Source organism: Streptomyces humidus (assembly GCF_014649655.1).
In the GTDB taxonomy this organism is placed as follows: domain Bacteria; phylum Actinomycetota; class Actinomycetes; order Streptomycetales; family Streptomycetaceae; genus Streptomyces; species Streptomyces humidus.
Map to the genome: position 1 here is coordinate 16,517 of NZ_BMTL01000002.1, position 16,239 is coordinate 32,755.

Below are 16,239 nucleotides of genomic sequence, written 5' to 3' on the forward strand. Positions count from 1 at the left end.
CGGGCCTCGGCCCATCGCGTCCACCCACTCGTCAAGAACATGCGACCCATCCTCGCGTGCGGCGCCGAGAGCGCCGGAGCCGCGGTCAGGAATCGAGCTGCCGACCCCAGCGGTGACGGCCTCACGACTTGCCAATATTATCAATTCCTCAGGTCGCTCGAGGAGGGCGGTGGTGCGCCTCTCCTCGCGGGCGGCCCGCCCGGAGTCTGCCGTGGGGTCATCTCTGTCGAGGGGTTCGGCTCCGCCGAGGGGTTCGCAGGAGGCCGACGTGGGGTTCGCAGGAGGCCGGGTGGGGTTCACAGGGGCAGGGTGATCCAGATGCTCTTGCCCCGTCCGTCGGCGTCGCCGCGGACCAGCGCGGTGCCGCCCAGGGAGAGGACCAGTTCCATGACCGTGGCCAGGCCGCCGCCACCGGCGTCGGCGCCGGTTGCCGCCCCGTACAGCGGAGGATGGTAGGGGTGACGGTCGTGGACGGCGAAGGCCAGGCAGTCCGCACCCGCCGCGTAGATCACCGTCGTCGTCGGGGAGAGGACCGCGGCGTGCCGGACGGTGTTGGTGACCAGCTCGCTCAGGATCAGCAGGGCCGGGTCCACCGTGGGGTGGCGCAGGCCGATCCCCCACTCGACCAGTGCCTGCTCGGCCGTCTCACGGGCCGCGCGGACGGCGGACGGTTCGGCGGGCAGGGTGAGCACATGACGGTGGGGCAGCGTCTCGAGCTGAGTCGACATCATGCCTCCGCGTCCGCGAGGCGCATACCGGTGACCGTCTCGGCGTGCGGGCGCGGCGGGGTGCCGTGCGGGCCGCAGCTCGGGCCGGACAGGGTGCGCGGGTGGTCGGCCCCGTCGGGACCCGTGATCATCCCGGCCGGTCCGCAGCCGGCGACCGTCCGGCCGGCACCGGGCAGGGCGCGGATCCCGTCCGCGCACGTCGCCGTGGGGGGCGTCGTGGGGGCCGGGGCCGGGGCCGATGGCTCTACGGGCGGGCGTGCGTTCTTCCCCATGGGCCGGGCCGGCCGGATCACGGTCGCCTTCCGCCGAACGGACGCCGAACGGACCGGGCCGCCGCCCTCAGGCAGCCACCGGACCTCCGCGCCGGGGACCTCGGCCGTGCGGAGGGCGGCGGCGGCAGTGCCCGTCACCGGGCTTCCGCACCGGTGGTCCGGGACTTCCGGACGAGGTGGGCGGGAAGGACCCCGGCTCCCCGCAGGTGGTCGTGGGCGGCGTGGATCGCCTCGGGGGTGGTGGCGTACTCCCGGCCCTCGTGCCGCAGCAGGTCCAGTGCGCCGACGGACTCCAGGACCTGGCGCTGGCCGGGACGTATCCCGGAGGCGAGGACGACGATGCCGCGGCGCCGCAGCTTCTCCACCGCGTCCTTCAGTACGAGGGCGCCGGTGGCGTCCATCGTCGACACCCGGGACAGCCGCAGGATCACGACCCGGACGTCGGCGACGTCGGTCAGCTCCAGCAGGAAGCGGTGGGCGGCCGCGAAGAACAGCGGGCCGTCGATGCGGTAGGCCACGATGTGCTCCGCCAGCAGGGCGTGCTCCTCGGCGCTGTGGTCACCGTGGTCGAGCGGCACCTGGTCGAAGCGGGCCTCCTTGGCCACCGCGCGCAGCGCGAGGACGCCCGCGACGGCCAGGCCGATGATGACGGCGTACACGAGGTCCAGGGCCAGGGTCGCGACGGCGGTGAGGACGAGGATCACGGCGTCGGAACGGGTGGCCTTCGCCATGGCCTTCAGCGAGCCGACCTCGATCATGCGGACCGCGGTGGCCAGCAGGACCCCGGCCAGGGCGGCGAGCGGGATCTTCGAGACCAGGGGGGCCGCGGCGAAGACGATCGCCGCGAGGATCGCGGCGTGGGTGAGCGCGGCAAGGCGGGAGCTCGCGCCGGTGCGGACGTTGACCGCGGTGCGGGCGATCGCGCCGGTGGCGGGCACCCCGCCGAAGAGCGGGGCGAAGATGTTCGCGAGGCCCTGGCCGAAGAGCTCACGGTCCGGGTCGTGTCTCTGGCCGACCGTCATGCCGTCGGCGACCGAGGCCGACAGCAGGGACTCCAGGGCGGCCAGGGCGGCGACCGCCACGGCCGGGGCGAGCAGAGAACCCAGGGCGCCCGGGTCCAGGAAGGACAACGAGGGCGCGGGCAAGCCCCGGGGCAGGTCGCCGATCGGCTTCGCCGCGTCCAGCCCGGCCGCCCGCGCGACCAGCGTCGCGGCGACCACGGCCAGCAGGGAGAACGGGACGGTCGGCCGCCACCGCGCCCCGACCAGCATGACCGCCGCGACGGCGGCGGCGAGGCCGAGGGCCGTCCAGTTCGGGGACCGGAGGAACTCCCCGGCCGCCCGCCAGGTCACCACCAGGACCCGGTCGCCCTCCGGCTTGGGCACGCCGAGGGCGTTCGGGATCTGTTGCAGGCCGATCACACAGGCGATGCCGAGGGTGAAGCCTTCGACCACGGGGGCGGGGATGTACTGCATGTAGCGGCCGGCCTTGAGGACGGCCAGCGCCACCAGGATGACGCCGGCCATCACGCCGACCGTGAGGACGCCCGTCGGTCCGTGCGCGGCCACGATGGGGACGAGGACCACCGTCATGGCCCCGGTCGGCCCGGACACCTGCAGGTTCGATCCTCCGAAGAGCGCGGCGAGCACGCCGGCGACCACCGCGGTCGCCAGGCCCGCCTCCGCGCCCAGGCCGGAGGAGACGCCGAAGCCGAGCGCGAGAGGCAGCGCCACGACGGCGACGGTCAGTCCCGCCAGCAGGTCCCGACGCGGATCGCGGCGCGCGGCCGCCAGATCGGCGCGGGTCGGCAACAGCGCGGAGATCCGGGCCCGAAACCAGTTCAGCTGCGAGATCATCGCGCGGTGACCTCGGCTTCCCGCAGCTCGGCGAGCAGCTCGCCCTGCCCGGACAGCATCTCGGTCAGGATCCGCCGCGCGGCCTTCATCAGGTCGGCCACGTCCCCGCCGGCCGGCTCGTAGACGACCGTCGCGCCCTCACGGGTCGCGGTGACGAGCCCTGAGCGGCGCAGCACCGCCAGTTGCTGGGACAGGCCGGAGGGCTCGACCTCGATCGCGGCGAGCAGGTCCCGCACCGGCATCGGTCCGTCCTGCAGCAGTTCCAGCACCCGGATACGGACGGGATGCCCCAGCATCCGGAAGAACTCGGCCTTGGCCTGGTACAGCGGAACGGACACGACACCTCGGCTTTCCCTGCGAACCCCGCCACAGGGGCGGCGCGAAAGGCTGCACCCGCGGCTACCTGCGAACACGGTAAACACAGCATCTAACGAATTGCGAAATTTTGCAATTCAGCATCAGACTGGCGCGCAGGCGTTCCCGCCAGGGACGGGCCGGAGGGACGAGGCTGCGGGGACGGGGCTACGGGGACGGGCCGCCGGACCGGGCCGCGGGACGGCCGGCCGGGTCAGCCCTTCTTGACCACGGCCGACTTCAGCTGCATCGCGCCGAAACCCTCGACCTTGCAGTCGATGTCGTGCCCGTCGACCCCGTCGACCAGCCGGATGTTGCGCACCTTCGTGCCCGCCTTGATCCCCGAGGGACTGCCCTTGACCTTGAGCGCCTTGACGACGACCACCGTGTCGCCGTCCTGGAGCACATTGCCCACGGAGTCCTTCACCACACGCTCCCCGGCGATGCCCCCGCCGTCGGCGGTGCTCTCGGCGGGAACCCACTCGTGGCCGCACTCGGGGCAGACCACCAGGGCGTTCATCTCATAGGTGTACTCGCAGGAGCACTTCGGACAGGGCGGAGGATTCTCGATCATCCGACCAGGGTATCCGGCGCCGCCTCCCGGGCCGCGCCCCGGCCGAAGCGCCGGTCTCACCGCGTCCGGTCGCCTCCGGCGTGCCCGGGGGCACGCGGTGTGCCGGCGCCGTCCGGCCCGTAGCCGAACCGGATCAGCATGTGCGGGTGGCACCGCTTGGGTCGTGGGAGGGCCGCCGCGGCCCGGAGGTCGGGCCATTCCATGGCCTGGTGCAGGAGCGACGTGCGCAACCCGTGGGCGGTCGCCGTGAGCAGGACGTACTGCAGGGCCTGACCGGCCCGCAGCCAGTCCTCCCGCCGGTCCTGGGGCGTCCACAGCAGGGCCGACTGGACGTGGCGTTCGAACCACAGGGCCGGCAGGCGGAGGCCGGGCAGCGCACCGGTGAAGTCCCGCATGGGCATCCGCGCGGCGGCGTCGGGCGGGCCGAGAGCGGTCGCGGGGATGCCGTAGGGGGTGTCCGCTCCCGGGGCGGTGATCCAGGCACGGGATTCCGCGATGCGGTCCGGGCAGGTCTGGTTGCGCGCTTCCGCCGCTGCGGTCAGCCGCAGCAGCCGCCGGGTGCCGGCGATGTCCGGCACGTGAAGGCGCGCGCCCGCGGCGTGCGCGGCCGTCGCCATTTCCGCCACGACCGGCTCGGGCACCGGACGGCCGGTGAACGGGAACCGGCTGGTGTGCCGGCGTGCGACGGCGTCGAGGAGGCCCTGGTCCGACGGCCGGTCGTCCTCGTCCAGCGGACCGGCCGGTCGTACGGTCGCCAGCAGGCCGGGGCGGTGGGGGTCCGGCAGCAGCCGCACCTCCGGGCGCATGCCCAGGTGTACGGCGGCGAGCCGGATGTTGAAGAGTGCGGCGCCCACGGACAGGTACTGGGCGCGGTGTGTCGGGTCGGTCAGCGGCAGTGTCCGCTCCGGCGCCGAATGGACCTCCAGCAGCCGGCGGTCGGGGTCCGGGCGGAAGCGCCAGGGCTGTGTGTTGTGGATCGACGGGGCCGCCACGGCGGCTGCCAGGAGCGACTCCACGGTGGCTGCGTCCAGTCGGGTTCGGGTGCGCATGATGCCTCCTGCCGCGAGGGCGGTCGGACGTGGGCGGACGTCGTGCACGGGATCACCTCCGGATCGGTCGCCGTCAGCATCCACCGGCGACGGCGACCGGCGCGGCGGCCGAAGGTCTTCACCGACAGGGCCGACGGTCCCTGTCTCGCACGGGGCACGACAGTGCCGCGGCAGGGTCGGGCGGGGTCCGGGGAGCGGGACCGGGGCCGGGCGCGGGAACCGGGCACGGGAACCGGGCACGGGAACCGGGCACGGGAACCGGGCACGGGAACCGGGCACGGGAACCGGGCACGGGAACCGGGCACGGGAACCGGGGGCGGGAACCGGGCACGGGAACCGGGGGCGGGAACCGGGCACGGGAACCGGGGGCGGGGTCTCAGGGCCGGGACCAGGGGCCGGGCGCCGGGGTGTCGGGACGTCCGCGGTGGCCGCCGTCGACGACGGGCAGATCGCCCTCGACAAACGCCTCGAACGCCTCGAACGACTCGCCGACGTTCCCGCGCCCGCAGGCCGGCACCGAGCCAGATCGGCGCCCCCGCACCTGCGGCTCTGCCGGCGGTCATCGACCGCACCCGGCGGGCGTGCCGGCCCGGTGGGCCGTGCTCTGACCTCGCGAGCATCATCCAGGTGTGGGCCTGCACGAGGAGATGCCAGAGTCACTGCCGTGACCTTGATGAACGTGCTCGTCGACTTCGCCCGGACCGGCCGTGTCGGCCCGCTTCACTGCGGCATGCCGCTGGCCGAGGCAGAGGAACTCCTGGGTCCAGGACGCCCACACCCCGCCATCCGGATGAGACCGGACATCGACGGCTACCCCTACGCCTGGAACGGCCTGGAGCTCGTCGTCACCCAGCGCACCGTGAGTGGAATCTGGATCAGGCTCCGCCCGGGCTCGACGACCGACTTGCCGCCCCTGGTCCTGCCGGACTCGGAGTCGTACTCGTCCACCGTGCTCCGAGAAGACTTGATCGCCGGCCTTGACGCGACCGATTGCCGCCACGACGTCAACGACCGCCTCACGTTCGGAGAGCAGTCCAGCGTCCTCACCCGTCCGGCGAACGTCTGCGCGGTGTTCTTCACGCCTCACCGTGAAGAACACGTCCCTCATCGCGAACGCCACTACCTCGGCGTGATCCATAAGCACACCGCTTGACATGTCCTACGGCTCAACTCATTCGGAAACGATCAGTCGAGCACTGGACGTGAACATCGATGACGAGAGTCGGTCACTGCACATGGCCGGCTCAGAAGCGGACGCTTACGGGCTTTCCCGGTCTGCCGATCGGGAGTGAATTTCTCGTTCACCCGGATCTATTCGTGGTGCATCCTTGAGGCTAGGTATCTTCAGGCCGCGTTCGACGTGGACCCGGCGTGAGGTGGCGGGCGGAAGCGGGGTCATGCGCTCCGCGAGGCGTCCGATTGCGGTCATGGTCACGCCTCCGGGGTGAGCGCGATGCGGCCGTCGAGGTCGCGGCTTTCCATACGCTGATGGGCGGTGACGGCCTGGCTGAACGGCAGTACCTCGACGTCGGTGTTCGCCAGGCCGGCGGCGGCCGCCTCGACGGCCGCGGCGAGGGCGGCGGGAACGACCTGTGGATGGGTGGGCAGGAACGCGCCGGCGTTGTATCCGCTGACGGTGACACTGCGGAACCAGAGCCGGTTGGTGTCCACTTGGTGGTCCCAGTCGTCGGACGCGTTGCCCGCGGCGACGAGACGGCTGCCCGGGATCATCACGTCGAGGCTCTGGGTGCGCAGTGCTCCGCCGACGGGGTCGATGACCACGTCGAACTTCTCGTCACCGAGCGCGCTGTGCAGGTCTGTGGAGTCCACGATCCGGTCGTAGGGAAGCTTCGTCGCCTCGGCGGCGGCGAGTTTGCCCGGCCGAACCGTGCCGACGACGCGGGACGCGCCGAGCTGCTTCGCGACGCCCGGGAAGCCGGCGGACAGGCCGCCGAGAGCGCCATGCACGAGGACCCTCTCACCAGCGGCCAGATGCGCGACCTGCGTCAGCGCCACGTGCGCCATCGCGGCGTTCGGAATCACCGATACGGCGAGGGCGGGGTCGATGCCGCGCCCTTCGATCGAGACAGTCAGCGCAGCCTCGGCAATGTAGACGGAGGCGTACCCGCCGGTGCCGGTGCCTGCGGACAGAGCGACCACCTGCTCCCCGACGGTCAGCCCCACCACGCCGTCGCCCAGCGCGCGGACCGTGCCGGCAACTTCCAGGCCGGGTACGAACGGTGGCTGTGGCATGCCGGGTCGGTCCTTGTACCGGCCCTGCCTGAAGAACACGTCGATCAGGCCGACCGCGGAGTGCGAGACGTCGATCGCGATCTCTCCGGGGCCCGGAGTCGGGTCCGGGAGATCAGTGACGAGCTCGAGAGTGGCCGGGTCACCGAACTGCGTGGCCTGTACTGCCTGCATGGATCTTTCCTCTTCAGGGGATGGCTGTCACCTGCCGATTTAACGCACCTCGTGATGCGTTACGAGGAAGGTAGCACGGCCATCCACTTAGCGCATCACGGTGTGCGTTATAGTTCTCGTCATGAAGGAGCGAGCACGGTCCGCGCAGGACAAAGCGCAACGGTCGGAGGATCTGCTGCGTGCCGCGGAGGCATTGGCGACGGAGCTCGGCGGCGTCCGGTTCATCACCGTGCAGGCGGTCACCGAGCGTGCGGGCCTGCACCGCACTGGCGTGCGCCGGTACTACTCGAGCAGAGAAGAGCTGTTGCTCGAGCTCGCAGAGCGCGGCTGGGGCCAGTGGCGGGCTGCGATCGCTGAGGCGGTGGCCCAGCGAGCCGGCCTCGGCCCGGAGGACGTCGCCGGCGTCGTCACGGACACGATCACCGGGCTGCCGGTGTTCTGCGACCTCCTCACCCATGTCACGTTGACTCTGGAGGGCGACGTCGACATGGAGCGCGCACGCCGGTACAAGGCCGCGTCGTTCGCCGCGCACGACGCGATCGTGGACACCCTCGGCCTCGTGAGCTCGATGACCCCGGACCAGCTGCGCGGGCTCCTCGCGGCGACCCTCGCGCTGGCCTCGACCGGGTGGCAGGTGTCCCACCCGACGCCCACCCTCGCCGCGCTCTACGAGCAAGTGCCCGAATGGGGCCACGTCGCATTCGATTTCGCCCCACGGCTGAAGCTGCTCCTGACAGCCCTCGCGGTCGGCCTGCACGCCGTCATCCCGGACACCGGCCCCGCTCCAAGGGCGAACTGAGAACTGTTGGTCCCTGAGCTTGGCGCTCAAGGTCGCTGGGCTTCGGGCTTCTTGAACGGCGCCCGACCAGCACGACGGGCAGGTCGGCGCGGGCATGGGGCAGGTAGGCGATGTCGTAGCCGGAGTCCATCCCGGTCAGGATGTCCGGGTCGCCCGGTCTCCACTGGCCTGCGCTTGTCAACCGGTCTACCACATCGTGGAGTTGGGCGGCAGTGACGGTTGTCGCGTCGTCGGCTGGGCCCAGGCGGAGCGCGTCCAGGAGAGCGACCCAGGAGGTGCGGCCGGTTTCCAAGGCCGCGACGAAGGAGTAGGGCCAGCCGGGCGCCAGCCGGTCCGAGCTGCGGTCGCCGCGTCCGTGGACATGGCGGAAGAGCCGGTCGGCGCTGGTGGGAGCGTCGGGTCGCAGCCAGTGCGACACGTCTGCGGCGAGCATGGTCGTCGCCATCGGCAAGACGGTCCGCGTGCCTCTGGCCTCGACACGGACACGCAGGTACGACCTGCCACGCTTCTTCGCCCGGAGCGTGCTTCTTTCCCCACGACCCGCGACGGTGCGCGGCATGTGAACCGGATCCGGCGCCAGGGCCGTTGGTCCCTCCCGCGGCCTGCGGGAGGGGGCCGGAAGGCCACCGGGCGGGGCCCCCCGGCCCCAGGCGCACCGAGGCCGGCGCCCCCTAACGTTCCCGGCCATGGAGAACGATCAGAACGCACGGCGTCAGGCGTCGGGGGCCGGCGAGGGCTGGCCGCTGGCCGCCCGCAGGCTGCTCACCCGCAACGAGGTGTCGGCGGACGGGCGCGCCGTGTTCGGTGAGGCCGACGGCAGATGGGAGGGCTTCTACCGGGACCGGTGGGCGCACGACAAGGTGGTGCGCTCCACGCACGGCGTGAACTGCACCGGTTCCTGCTCGTGGATGGTGTACGTCAAGGACGGGATCATCACGTGGGAGCACCAGGCCACCGACTACCCGTCGATCGGCGCCGACTGCCCCGAGTACGAGCCGCGTGGCTGCCCCCGCGGCGCGTCGTTCTCCTGGTACACCTACTCCCCCAGCCGGGTCCGCTACCCGTATGTGCGCGGCGCGTTGCTGAAGCTGTGGCGCGAGGCGCGCAAGCGGCTCGGCGACCCGGTGGCTGCCTGGGCCGAGATCACCTCCGACCCCGCGAAGGCCCGCGCCTACAAGCGGGCCCGCGGCAAGGGCGGTCTGGTGCGCGCGGACTGGGACGAGGTCTCCGAGCTGATCGCCGCCGCCCAGGTCCACACCGTCAAGGCGTACGGCCCCGACCGCGTCGCCGGCTTCTCCCCGATCCCGGCGATGTCGATGGCCTCCTTCGCCGCCGGCGCCCGTTTCACGTCGCTGATCGGCGGCACCCTGCTCTCCTTCTACGACTGGTACGCCGATCTGCCGGTCGCCTCCCCGCAGGTCTTCGGCGACCAGACGGACGTGCCGGAGGCGGCGGACTGGTGGAACGCGGGCTACCTGGTCATGTGGGGTTCGAACATCCCCGTGACCCGCACGCCCGACGCGCACTTCCTCACCGAGACGCGCTACAACGGCACGAAGGTGGTCGCGGTCAGCCCCGACTACGCCGACAACGTCAAGCACGCCGACGAGTGGCTGGCCCCGCACCCCGGCACGGACGGCGCGCTCGCCATGGCCATGGGGCACGTGATCCTGCGCGAGTTCCTCGTCGACCGCGAAGTGCCCTACTTCCAGGACTATCTGCGCACGTTCACCGACGCCCCCTTCCTGGTGACCCTGCGCGAGCACGACGAACACGGTCTCGTCCCCGACGGGTTCCTGACCGCCGCCGACCTCGGACACGACACGGAACACGCCGGCTCCAAGACGGTCCTCCTGGACGGGGCCACGGGCGAACCCGTGGTCCCAGGCGGCTCGCTCGGCTTCCGGTGGGGGGAGGCCGGGCGAGGCCGTTGGAATCTCGATCTGGGCGACGTGGTTCCCGAGCTGAGCCTGCTGGAGTCGGCCGAGGACACCGCTACCGTCGCCCTGCCCCGGTTCGACCAGGGGGCCACCGAGGGCGGATCGGTGATGCTGCGCGGCGTCCCGGTCCGCCGGGTCGGCGGCCGCCTCGTCACCACCGTCTTCGACCTGATGCTCGCCCAGTACGGGGTGAAGCGCCCCGGCCTGCCGGGCAGTTGGCCGTCGTCGTACGAGGACGCCTCGGAGCCCTGCACCCCGGCCTGGCAGGAGACCGTCACGTCCGTCCCCGCCGCGCAGGCGGCCCGCATCGCCCGCGAGTTCGCCCGCAACGCCGAGCGCACCAACGGACGTTCCATGATCGCGATGGGGGCGGGCACCAACCACTGGTTCCACTCCGACACCATCTACCGGGCGTTCCTGGCGCTGACGACGATGACCGGCTGTCAGGGCGTCAACGGCGGCGGCTGGGCGCACTACGTCGGCCAGGAGAAGGTCCGCCCGGTCACCGGGCAGCAGCACCTGTCGTTCGCCTTCGACTGGCAGCGGCCCACCCGCCACATGGCCGGCACGTCGTACTGGTACCTCAACACCGACCAGTGGCGCTACGAGGCGTTCGGGCCCGACGAACTGGCCTCCCCGCTGGGGGAAGGTCGCTTCAAGGGCAAGGGCTTCGCCGACTGTCTGGCGCAGGCCGTACGCCTGGGCTGGACACCCGGCCACCCCGGCTTCAACCGCAACCCGCTCGACCTGACGGACGAGGCGGCCGCCCAGGGACGTCCGGTCGCCGAGCACATCGTCGACGAACTGAGGTCGGGGCGTCTGCGGTTCGCCGTCGAGGATCCCGACGACCCGGCCAACTTCCCGCGGGTGCTGACCGTGTGGCGGGCGAACCTGCTGGGCTCGTCCGGCAAGGGCAACGAGTACTTCCTGCGCCATCTGCTGGGCACGGACGCGGCGGTGCGCTCCGAGGAGACCCCGCCCGGGCGCCGGCCGAAGGACGTGGTGTGGCGGGACGACGCGCCCGAGGGCAAGCTCGACCTGCTGGTCACCATGGACTTCCGGATGACCTCCACCGGCCTGCTCTCCGACGTGGTCCTGCCGGCGGCGACCTGGTACGAGAAGGACGACCTGTCCAGCACGGACATGCACCCCTTCGTGCACGCCTTCACCCCCGCCATCGCCCCGCCCTGGCAGGCCCGCACCGACTACGACAGCTTCCTCACGATCGCCGACCGGTTCAGCGAACTGGCGGCGGAGCACCTGGGGACGCGCACCGACGTCCTGGCCGTGCCGCTGCTGCACGACACCCCCGACGAACTCGCCCAGCCGGGCGGCGTCGTGCGGGACTGGAAGGACGGGGAGTGCGAGCCGATACCGGGACGCACGATGCCCAAGCTCGTCGTCATCGAACGGGACTACGCCGCGGTCGGGCAGAAGATGCGCGCCGTGGGCCCGCTGCTGGACACGCTGGGCACCACCACCAAGGGCGTCACCGTCCACCCGGACCGCGAGATCGACGACCTCCGGCACCGCAACGGCACCGTCAGGGAAGGAGTCGCCGCCGGACGGCCCTCCCTGGCCACCGCTTCCCACATGTGCGAGGCGATCCTCGCCCTCTCCGGCACCACCAACGGCCGACTCGCCACCGAGGGCTTCAGGGAACTCGAGCGGCAGACCGGCAGCGAGGGGCTGGTGGAACTCGCCGCCGAACGCGAGGCCGAGCGGATCACCTTCGCCGACACCCGCGCCCAGCCCCGCTCCGTGATCACCTCCTACGAGTGGTCGGGCTCGGAGACCGGCGGGCGCCGCTACTCCCCGTTCGTCATCAACACCGAGCACAAGAAGCCCTGGCACACGCTCACCGGCCGCCAGCACTTCTTCGTCCAGCACGACTGGATGACCGAACTCGGTGAGCAACTGCCCGTCTACCGGCCTCCGTTGAACTCCCCGCGGCACTACGGCGACGAGCATCTGCACGAGGACGGCCGGGCGGAGGTGACGGTCCGCTACCTGACCCCGCACTCGAAGTGGTCGATCCACTCGAACTACCAGGACAACAAGTACATGCTCGATCTGTCCCGCGGCGGCCCCACCGTCTGGATGTCCACCGGCGACGCCGAGAAGATCGGCGTGAAGGACAACGAGTGGATCGAGGCCTACAACCGCAACGGCGTCGTCGCCGCCCGGGCCGTGGTCACGCACCGCATGCCGGTGGGCACGGTGTACATGCACCACGCGCAGGACCGCAACGTGAACGTCCCGAGGACCGAGGTCAGCGGGAAGCGCGGCGGCATCCACAACTCCCTCACGCGGCTGCTGCTCAAGCCCACCCATCTCGCGGGCGGCTACGCCCAGTTCACCTACGCCTTCAACTACTACGGCCCGACCGGCAACCAGCGCGACGAGGTCACCGTCATCCGCCGCCGCGACCAGCGAGTGGAGTACTGACATGCGCGTGATGGCACAGGTCGCGATGGTGATGAACCTCGACAAGTGCATCGGCTGCCACACCTGCTCGGTCACCTGCAAGCAGACGTGGACCAACCGCACCGGAGTCGAGTACGCCTGGTTCAACAACGTCGAGACCAAGCCCGGCGTCGGCTACCCCCGCCGCTACGAGGACCAGGAGCAGTGGAAGGGCGGCTGGATGCTCGACAGGCGCGGGCGCCTCGTCCTGCGCTCGGGCGGACGCGTCAAGCGCCTGCTGTCGCTGTTCTCCAACCCCGACCTGCCGGGCATCGAGGACTACTACGAGCCGGTCACCTACGACTACGACAACCTGATCAGCGCCCCGGCAGGGCCGGACATGCCCGTCGCCCGCCCCCGCTCGGTCCTCACCGGCAAGCCCACCGCCATCACCTGGGGCGCCAACTGGGAGGACGGCCTCGGCGGCGCCCCCGAGAACGCCGGCGCCGATCCCAACCTCACCGGTGAATGGGCCGAGAAGGTCAGGTTCGAGTTCGAGCAGACCTTCCTCTTCCACCTGCCCCGCCTGTGCGAGCACTGTCTCAACCCCGCCTGCGTCTCCGCCTGTCCGTCGGGCGCGATGTACAAGCGGGTCGAGGACGGCATCGTCCTCGTCGACCAGGACCGCTGCCGCGGCTGGCGGATGTGCGTCACGGCGTGCCCGTACAAGAAGGTGTACGTCAACCACGCCACCGGCAAGGCCGAGAAGTGCACCTTCTGCTTCCCGCGCGTCGAGGCCGGCCAGCCCACCGTCTGCTCCGAGACCTGCGTCGGCCGGCTGCGCTACCTCGGACTGCTCCTCTACGACGCCGACCGCGTCGGCGAGGCCGCCGCCACCCCCGGCGAGAAGGACCTCCTCGACGCCCAGCGCGGGGTGTTCCTCGATCCGAACGATCCCGAAGTGCGCGCGGCGGCAAGGGAGTCGGGCATCCCGGAGGACTGGCTGGAGGCGGCTCGCCGCTCCCCCGTGTACGACCTGGTCATGCGCTACAAGGTGGCGCTGCCGCTGCACCCGGAGTACCGGACGATGCCGATGGTCTGGTACGTGCCGCCGCTCTCCCCCGTCCTGGACGCCGTCGACGCGGCGGGCGGCGACCAGGACGACCCCGACCATGTCTTCGCCGCCGTCACCCGGCTGCGCATCCCGCTGGAGTACCTGGCGGAGCTGTTCACCGCCGGGGACGCGGACATGGTCGCCGGGGTGCTGATGAAGCTCACCGCACTCCGCTCGTACATGCGGCAACGCACCCTCGGCGAGCCCGGCGACGAGGCGGCGCTGAGGGCCGTGGGCCTCACCGCCCGCGAGGCGGAGGACCTGCACCGCCTCCTCGCCGTCGCCAAGTACGCCGACCGGTACGTGGTCCCCGCGGCCCACAAGGAGGACGCGGCCGCCCTGACCGCGATGGAGAACCGCTGCCCGGTCGAGACGTCCGGCGACGCCGAACCCCGCAAGGTCATGCTCGGCATCCCCGCCCTGCGCCGCGACACCACTGCCGAAGGACGTCCGTGAGCCCCCAGCCCGCATCGATCCCCGCCCTCGTCGGCGCCCGCGTCCGCGCGGCCGTACGCCGCCCGACCCGGCTCACCCCCGAGGAGAGGGCGGACCGAGCCCTGACACTGCGGCTCGTGTCGCTGCTCCTGCAGTACCCCGACTCCGAACTGGTCTCAGGCAGGCCGGAGTTGACGACCGCAGTGGCAGCACTCCCGGACACGCCCGCGGCGGACCACCTGGCCCGGTTCACCGGCTGGTTCGCCGCACAGGCCCCCGAGACGCTGGAACGCCACTACGTCGAGACGTTCGACCTGCGCCGCAGGAGCAGCCTCTACCTCACCTACTACCTGCACGGCGACACCCGCCGCCGGGGCATGGCCCTGCTCACCCTCGGCCGGCAGTACAAGGCGGCGGGCTGGAACACCGACGGGGGCGAGCTGCCCGACCACCTGCCGGTCGTGCTGGAGTTCGCCGCCCTCGCGGGCCCGGGCGGCGGCGAGGCCCCGCTGCGCCGGCACCGGCGCGGTCTTGAGCTGATCCACCAGGCGCTGACCGACGCCGACTCCCCGTACCGGCACGTCCTGGCCGCGCTGCTCACCCTGCTGCCGCCGCCCACCGAGGCCGACCGCGCGGCAGTCGCCCGGCTCGCCGCCGAGGGCCCGCCGAACGAGGAGGTCGGCCTCGACCCCTACGGCGCCTTCGGCGACGGCGAGTTCGCCCCTCCAGGCGCCTTCACCCCTCCAGGCGCCTTCACACCGCCGGCGCCCGCCCCGCCGGCCTGTCCGCCGCCCGCTCCGACCAGCCGCACGGGAGGCCCCCGATGAACGCCGTCCCCACTCCCCTGGCCGCCGCGTCCGTGAGCGGCGCCGATCTCCTTCTGTGGGTCGCCGTCCCCTACGTCTGTCTCGCGGTCTTCGTCGTCGGGCACATCTGGCGCTACCGGCAGGACCAGTTCGGCTGGACCTCGCGCACCACCCAGCTTCTCGAACACCGCTGGCTGCGCTGGGGAAGCCCGCTGTTCCACCTGGGCGCCTTCATGGTGATCGCCGGACATGTCGTGGGCCTCGCCGTGCCCGACGCCTGGACCGAGGCCGTGGGCGTCACCGAGCACGCCTACCACGCCACGGCCGTGTGGGCGGGTTCCGTGGCGGGCGCCGCCATGGTCAGCGGTCTCGGCATGCTGTGCGCCCGGAGGCTGCTGACACGCTCGATCCGGCTGGGCACCGACCGCAGCGACAAGCTTCTCTTCCCACTGCTGTCCGCCACCGTCCTGCTGGGCATCGCCGCCACCGCCACGCACAACGTGTTCGGCGCCGGCTACGACTACCGTTCCACCGTCTCCGTCTGGTTCCGCGGCCTGTTCGTCCTCCAGCCGCAGCCCGAGGCGATCGCCGGCGCCCCGCTGCTGTTCCGGTTGCACGCCCTGACCGCGTGTCTGCTCTTCGCCGCCTGGCCGTTCACCCGGCTGGTCCACGTATGGAGCGCTCCCGTCGGATACCTCGCCCGTCCGTACCTGGTCTACCGGCGGCGGGCCGCACCGGCGCCGGCCCCGTCGGCAGGCGGCCGGGGCCGAGGAACGGCCTCCGGCTCCCGGCGAGCGGCATGAGTCACGGACCCGCGCTCGCGCCGGACGCCGCGACCGCACGGGGCACGCACGCGGTGGGCGCGAGCCGCCGGACGGGCCTGGTGATGCTCCTCGCGGGAACCGTCGGCTGGCTCGCCTCCTTCCAGCTGTCCGTGGACGACTGGCGTCTCCTCAAGGACCCGTCCTACCGGCCGCCCTGCAACATCAGCCCCGTCGTGAGCTGCGGCAGCGTCATGTCCAGCGCGCAGGGCAGCCTGCTCGGCTTCCCCAACATGCTGCTCGGACTGGGCGCGTTCGCCGCCGTGGCGGCCCTGGGCGCGGCCGTGCTCGGCGGAGCGCGCCTGCACCGCCTGCTGTGGCTCGCGCTGGACGCCGGGATGCTGGTGGGGGTCGTGTTCGTCCACTGGCTGATCGGGCAGTCGCTCTACGAGCTCGACAAGATCTGCCCCTACTGTGCCGTCGTCTGGGTCGTCACCATCGGGCTGTTCTGGTACGTGACCCTGCACTGCCTGGAACGGGGGATCGTCCCGGTGCCCCGGGGGGTCCTGTACGTCGTCCGCGACACCCACTGGATGCTGCTCGGCGCGTGGTACGGAGTGATCGCCCTGCTCGTCCTCACCCGCTTCTGGCCGTACTGGAGCAGCCTGCTGTGACCAGGGCCCGGAAGAAGGGGCCCCGGCCGACGTACGGCCGGGGCCCC

14 protein-coding genes and 1 pseudogene are annotated in these 16,239 nt (G+C 71.9%); 7 read left to right on the top strand and 8 right to left on the bottom strand.

Annotated features, from left to right (window positions below):
- Positions 1 to 296: 296 nt before the first annotated feature.
- The 6 genes from IE239_RS01975 to IE239_RS02000 form a co-directional block, all read right to left on the bottom strand.
- Complete coding sequence (locus IE239_RS01975) at positions 297 to 728, bottom strand: ATP-binding protein (protein ID WP_190147460.1); 432 nt, start codon at positions 726 to 728, stop codon at positions 297 to 299.
- Entirely contained in the window at positions 728 to 859 is a 132-nt protein-coding gene (locus tag IE239_RS42895) for a hypothetical protein (protein ID WP_268254485.1), read from the bottom strand. The genes IE239_RS01975 and IE239_RS42895 overlap by 1 nt, the downstream gene beginning before the upstream one ends.
- A gap of 275 nt (positions 860 to 1,134) precedes the next feature.
- Complete coding sequence (locus IE239_RS01985; protein ID WP_190147462.1) at positions 1,135 to 2,856, bottom strand: SulP family inorganic anion transporter; 1,722 nt, start codon at positions 2,854 to 2,856, stop codon at positions 1,135 to 1,137.
- On the bottom strand, positions 2,853 to 3,194 hold the full coding sequence (locus IE239_RS01990; RefSeq protein ID WP_190147463.1) for an ArsR/SmtB family transcription factor: 342 nt from the start codon (positions 3,192 to 3,194) through the stop codon (positions 2,853 to 2,855). The genes IE239_RS01985 and IE239_RS01990 overlap by 4 nt, the downstream gene beginning before the upstream one ends.
- 230 nt (positions 3,195 to 3,424) lie before the next feature.
- Entirely contained in the window at positions 3,425 to 3,784 is a 360-nt protein-coding gene (locus tag IE239_RS01995; RefSeq protein ID WP_308435375.1) for a zinc ribbon domain-containing protein YjdM, read from the bottom strand.
- Between the two features lie 56 nt (positions 3,785 to 3,840).
- Entirely contained in the window at positions 3,841 to 4,833 is a 993-nt protein-coding gene (locus IE239_RS02000; RefSeq protein ID WP_190147464.1) for an Acg family FMN-binding oxidoreductase, read from the bottom strand.
- 664 nt (positions 4,834 to 5,497) lie between these two features.
- Here IE239_RS02000 and IE239_RS02005 point away from each other — a divergent pair.
- Positions 5,498 to 5,986, top strand: a complete 489-nt coding sequence (locus tag IE239_RS02005; RefSeq protein ID WP_190147465.1) for a hypothetical protein — start codon at positions 5,498 to 5,500, stop codon at positions 5,984 to 5,986.
- Positions 5,987 to 6,264: 278 nt separating this feature from the next.
- Here the strand turns inward: IE239_RS02005 and IE239_RS02010 are convergent, their stop codons facing one another.
- A complete protein-coding gene (locus IE239_RS02010; protein ID WP_190147466.1) occupies positions 6,265 to 7,257 on the bottom strand; it encodes a quinone oxidoreductase family protein in 993 nt (330 codons plus the stop codon).
- Positions 7,258 to 7,378: 121 nt separating this feature from the next.
- Between IE239_RS02010 and IE239_RS02015 the strand changes: the two genes are divergently transcribed.
- Complete coding sequence (locus IE239_RS02015) at positions 7,379 to 8,056, top strand: TetR family transcriptional regulator (RefSeq protein ID WP_190147467.1); 678 nt, start codon at positions 7,379 to 7,381, stop codon at positions 8,054 to 8,056.
- Between the two features lie 34 nt (positions 8,057 to 8,090).
- Here the strand turns inward: IE239_RS02015 and IE239_RS02020 are convergent.
- Positions 8,091 to 8,489, bottom strand: a pseudogene (locus IE239_RS02020) (transposase); the annotation flags it as partial.
- A gap of 253 nt (positions 8,490 to 8,742) precedes the next feature.
- Here IE239_RS02020 and IE239_RS02025 point away from each other — a divergent pair.
- From IE239_RS02025 to IE239_RS02045, 5 genes are read left to right on the top strand one after another with little or no spacing between them, the layout of a single operon-like run.
- A complete protein-coding gene (locus tag IE239_RS02025; protein WP_190147468.1) occupies positions 8,743 to 12,444 on the top strand; it encodes a nitrate reductase subunit alpha in 3,702 nt (1,233 codons plus the stop codon).
- A 1-nt stretch (position 12,445) separates the two neighbouring features.
- Complete coding sequence (gene narH, locus IE239_RS02030; RefSeq protein ID WP_190147469.1) at positions 12,446 to 13,972, top strand: nitrate reductase subunit beta; 1,527 nt, start codon at positions 12,446 to 12,448, stop codon at positions 13,970 to 13,972.
- Positions 13,969 to 14,778 (top strand): nitrate reductase molybdenum cofactor assembly chaperone, encoded by an 810-nt coding sequence (gene narJ / locus IE239_RS02035; RefSeq protein WP_190147470.1) that lies wholly within the window; start codon positions 13,969 to 13,971, stop codon positions 14,776 to 14,778. Before narH ends, narJ begins: the two co-directional genes overlap by 4 nt.
- On the top strand, positions 14,775 to 15,560 hold the full coding sequence (gene narI, locus IE239_RS02040; RefSeq protein ID WP_190147471.1) for a respiratory nitrate reductase subunit gamma: 786 nt from the start codon (positions 14,775 to 14,777) through the stop codon (positions 15,558 to 15,560). The genes narJ and narI overlap by 4 nt, the downstream gene beginning before the upstream one ends.
- Positions 15,557 to 16,192 (top strand): vitamin K epoxide reductase family protein, encoded by a 636-nt coding sequence (locus IE239_RS02045; protein ID WP_229877704.1) that lies wholly within the window; start codon positions 15,557 to 15,559, stop codon positions 16,190 to 16,192. The genes narI and IE239_RS02045 overlap by 4 nt, the downstream gene beginning before the upstream one ends.
- The last annotated feature ends 47 nt before the right edge of the window (positions 16,193 to 16,239 follow it).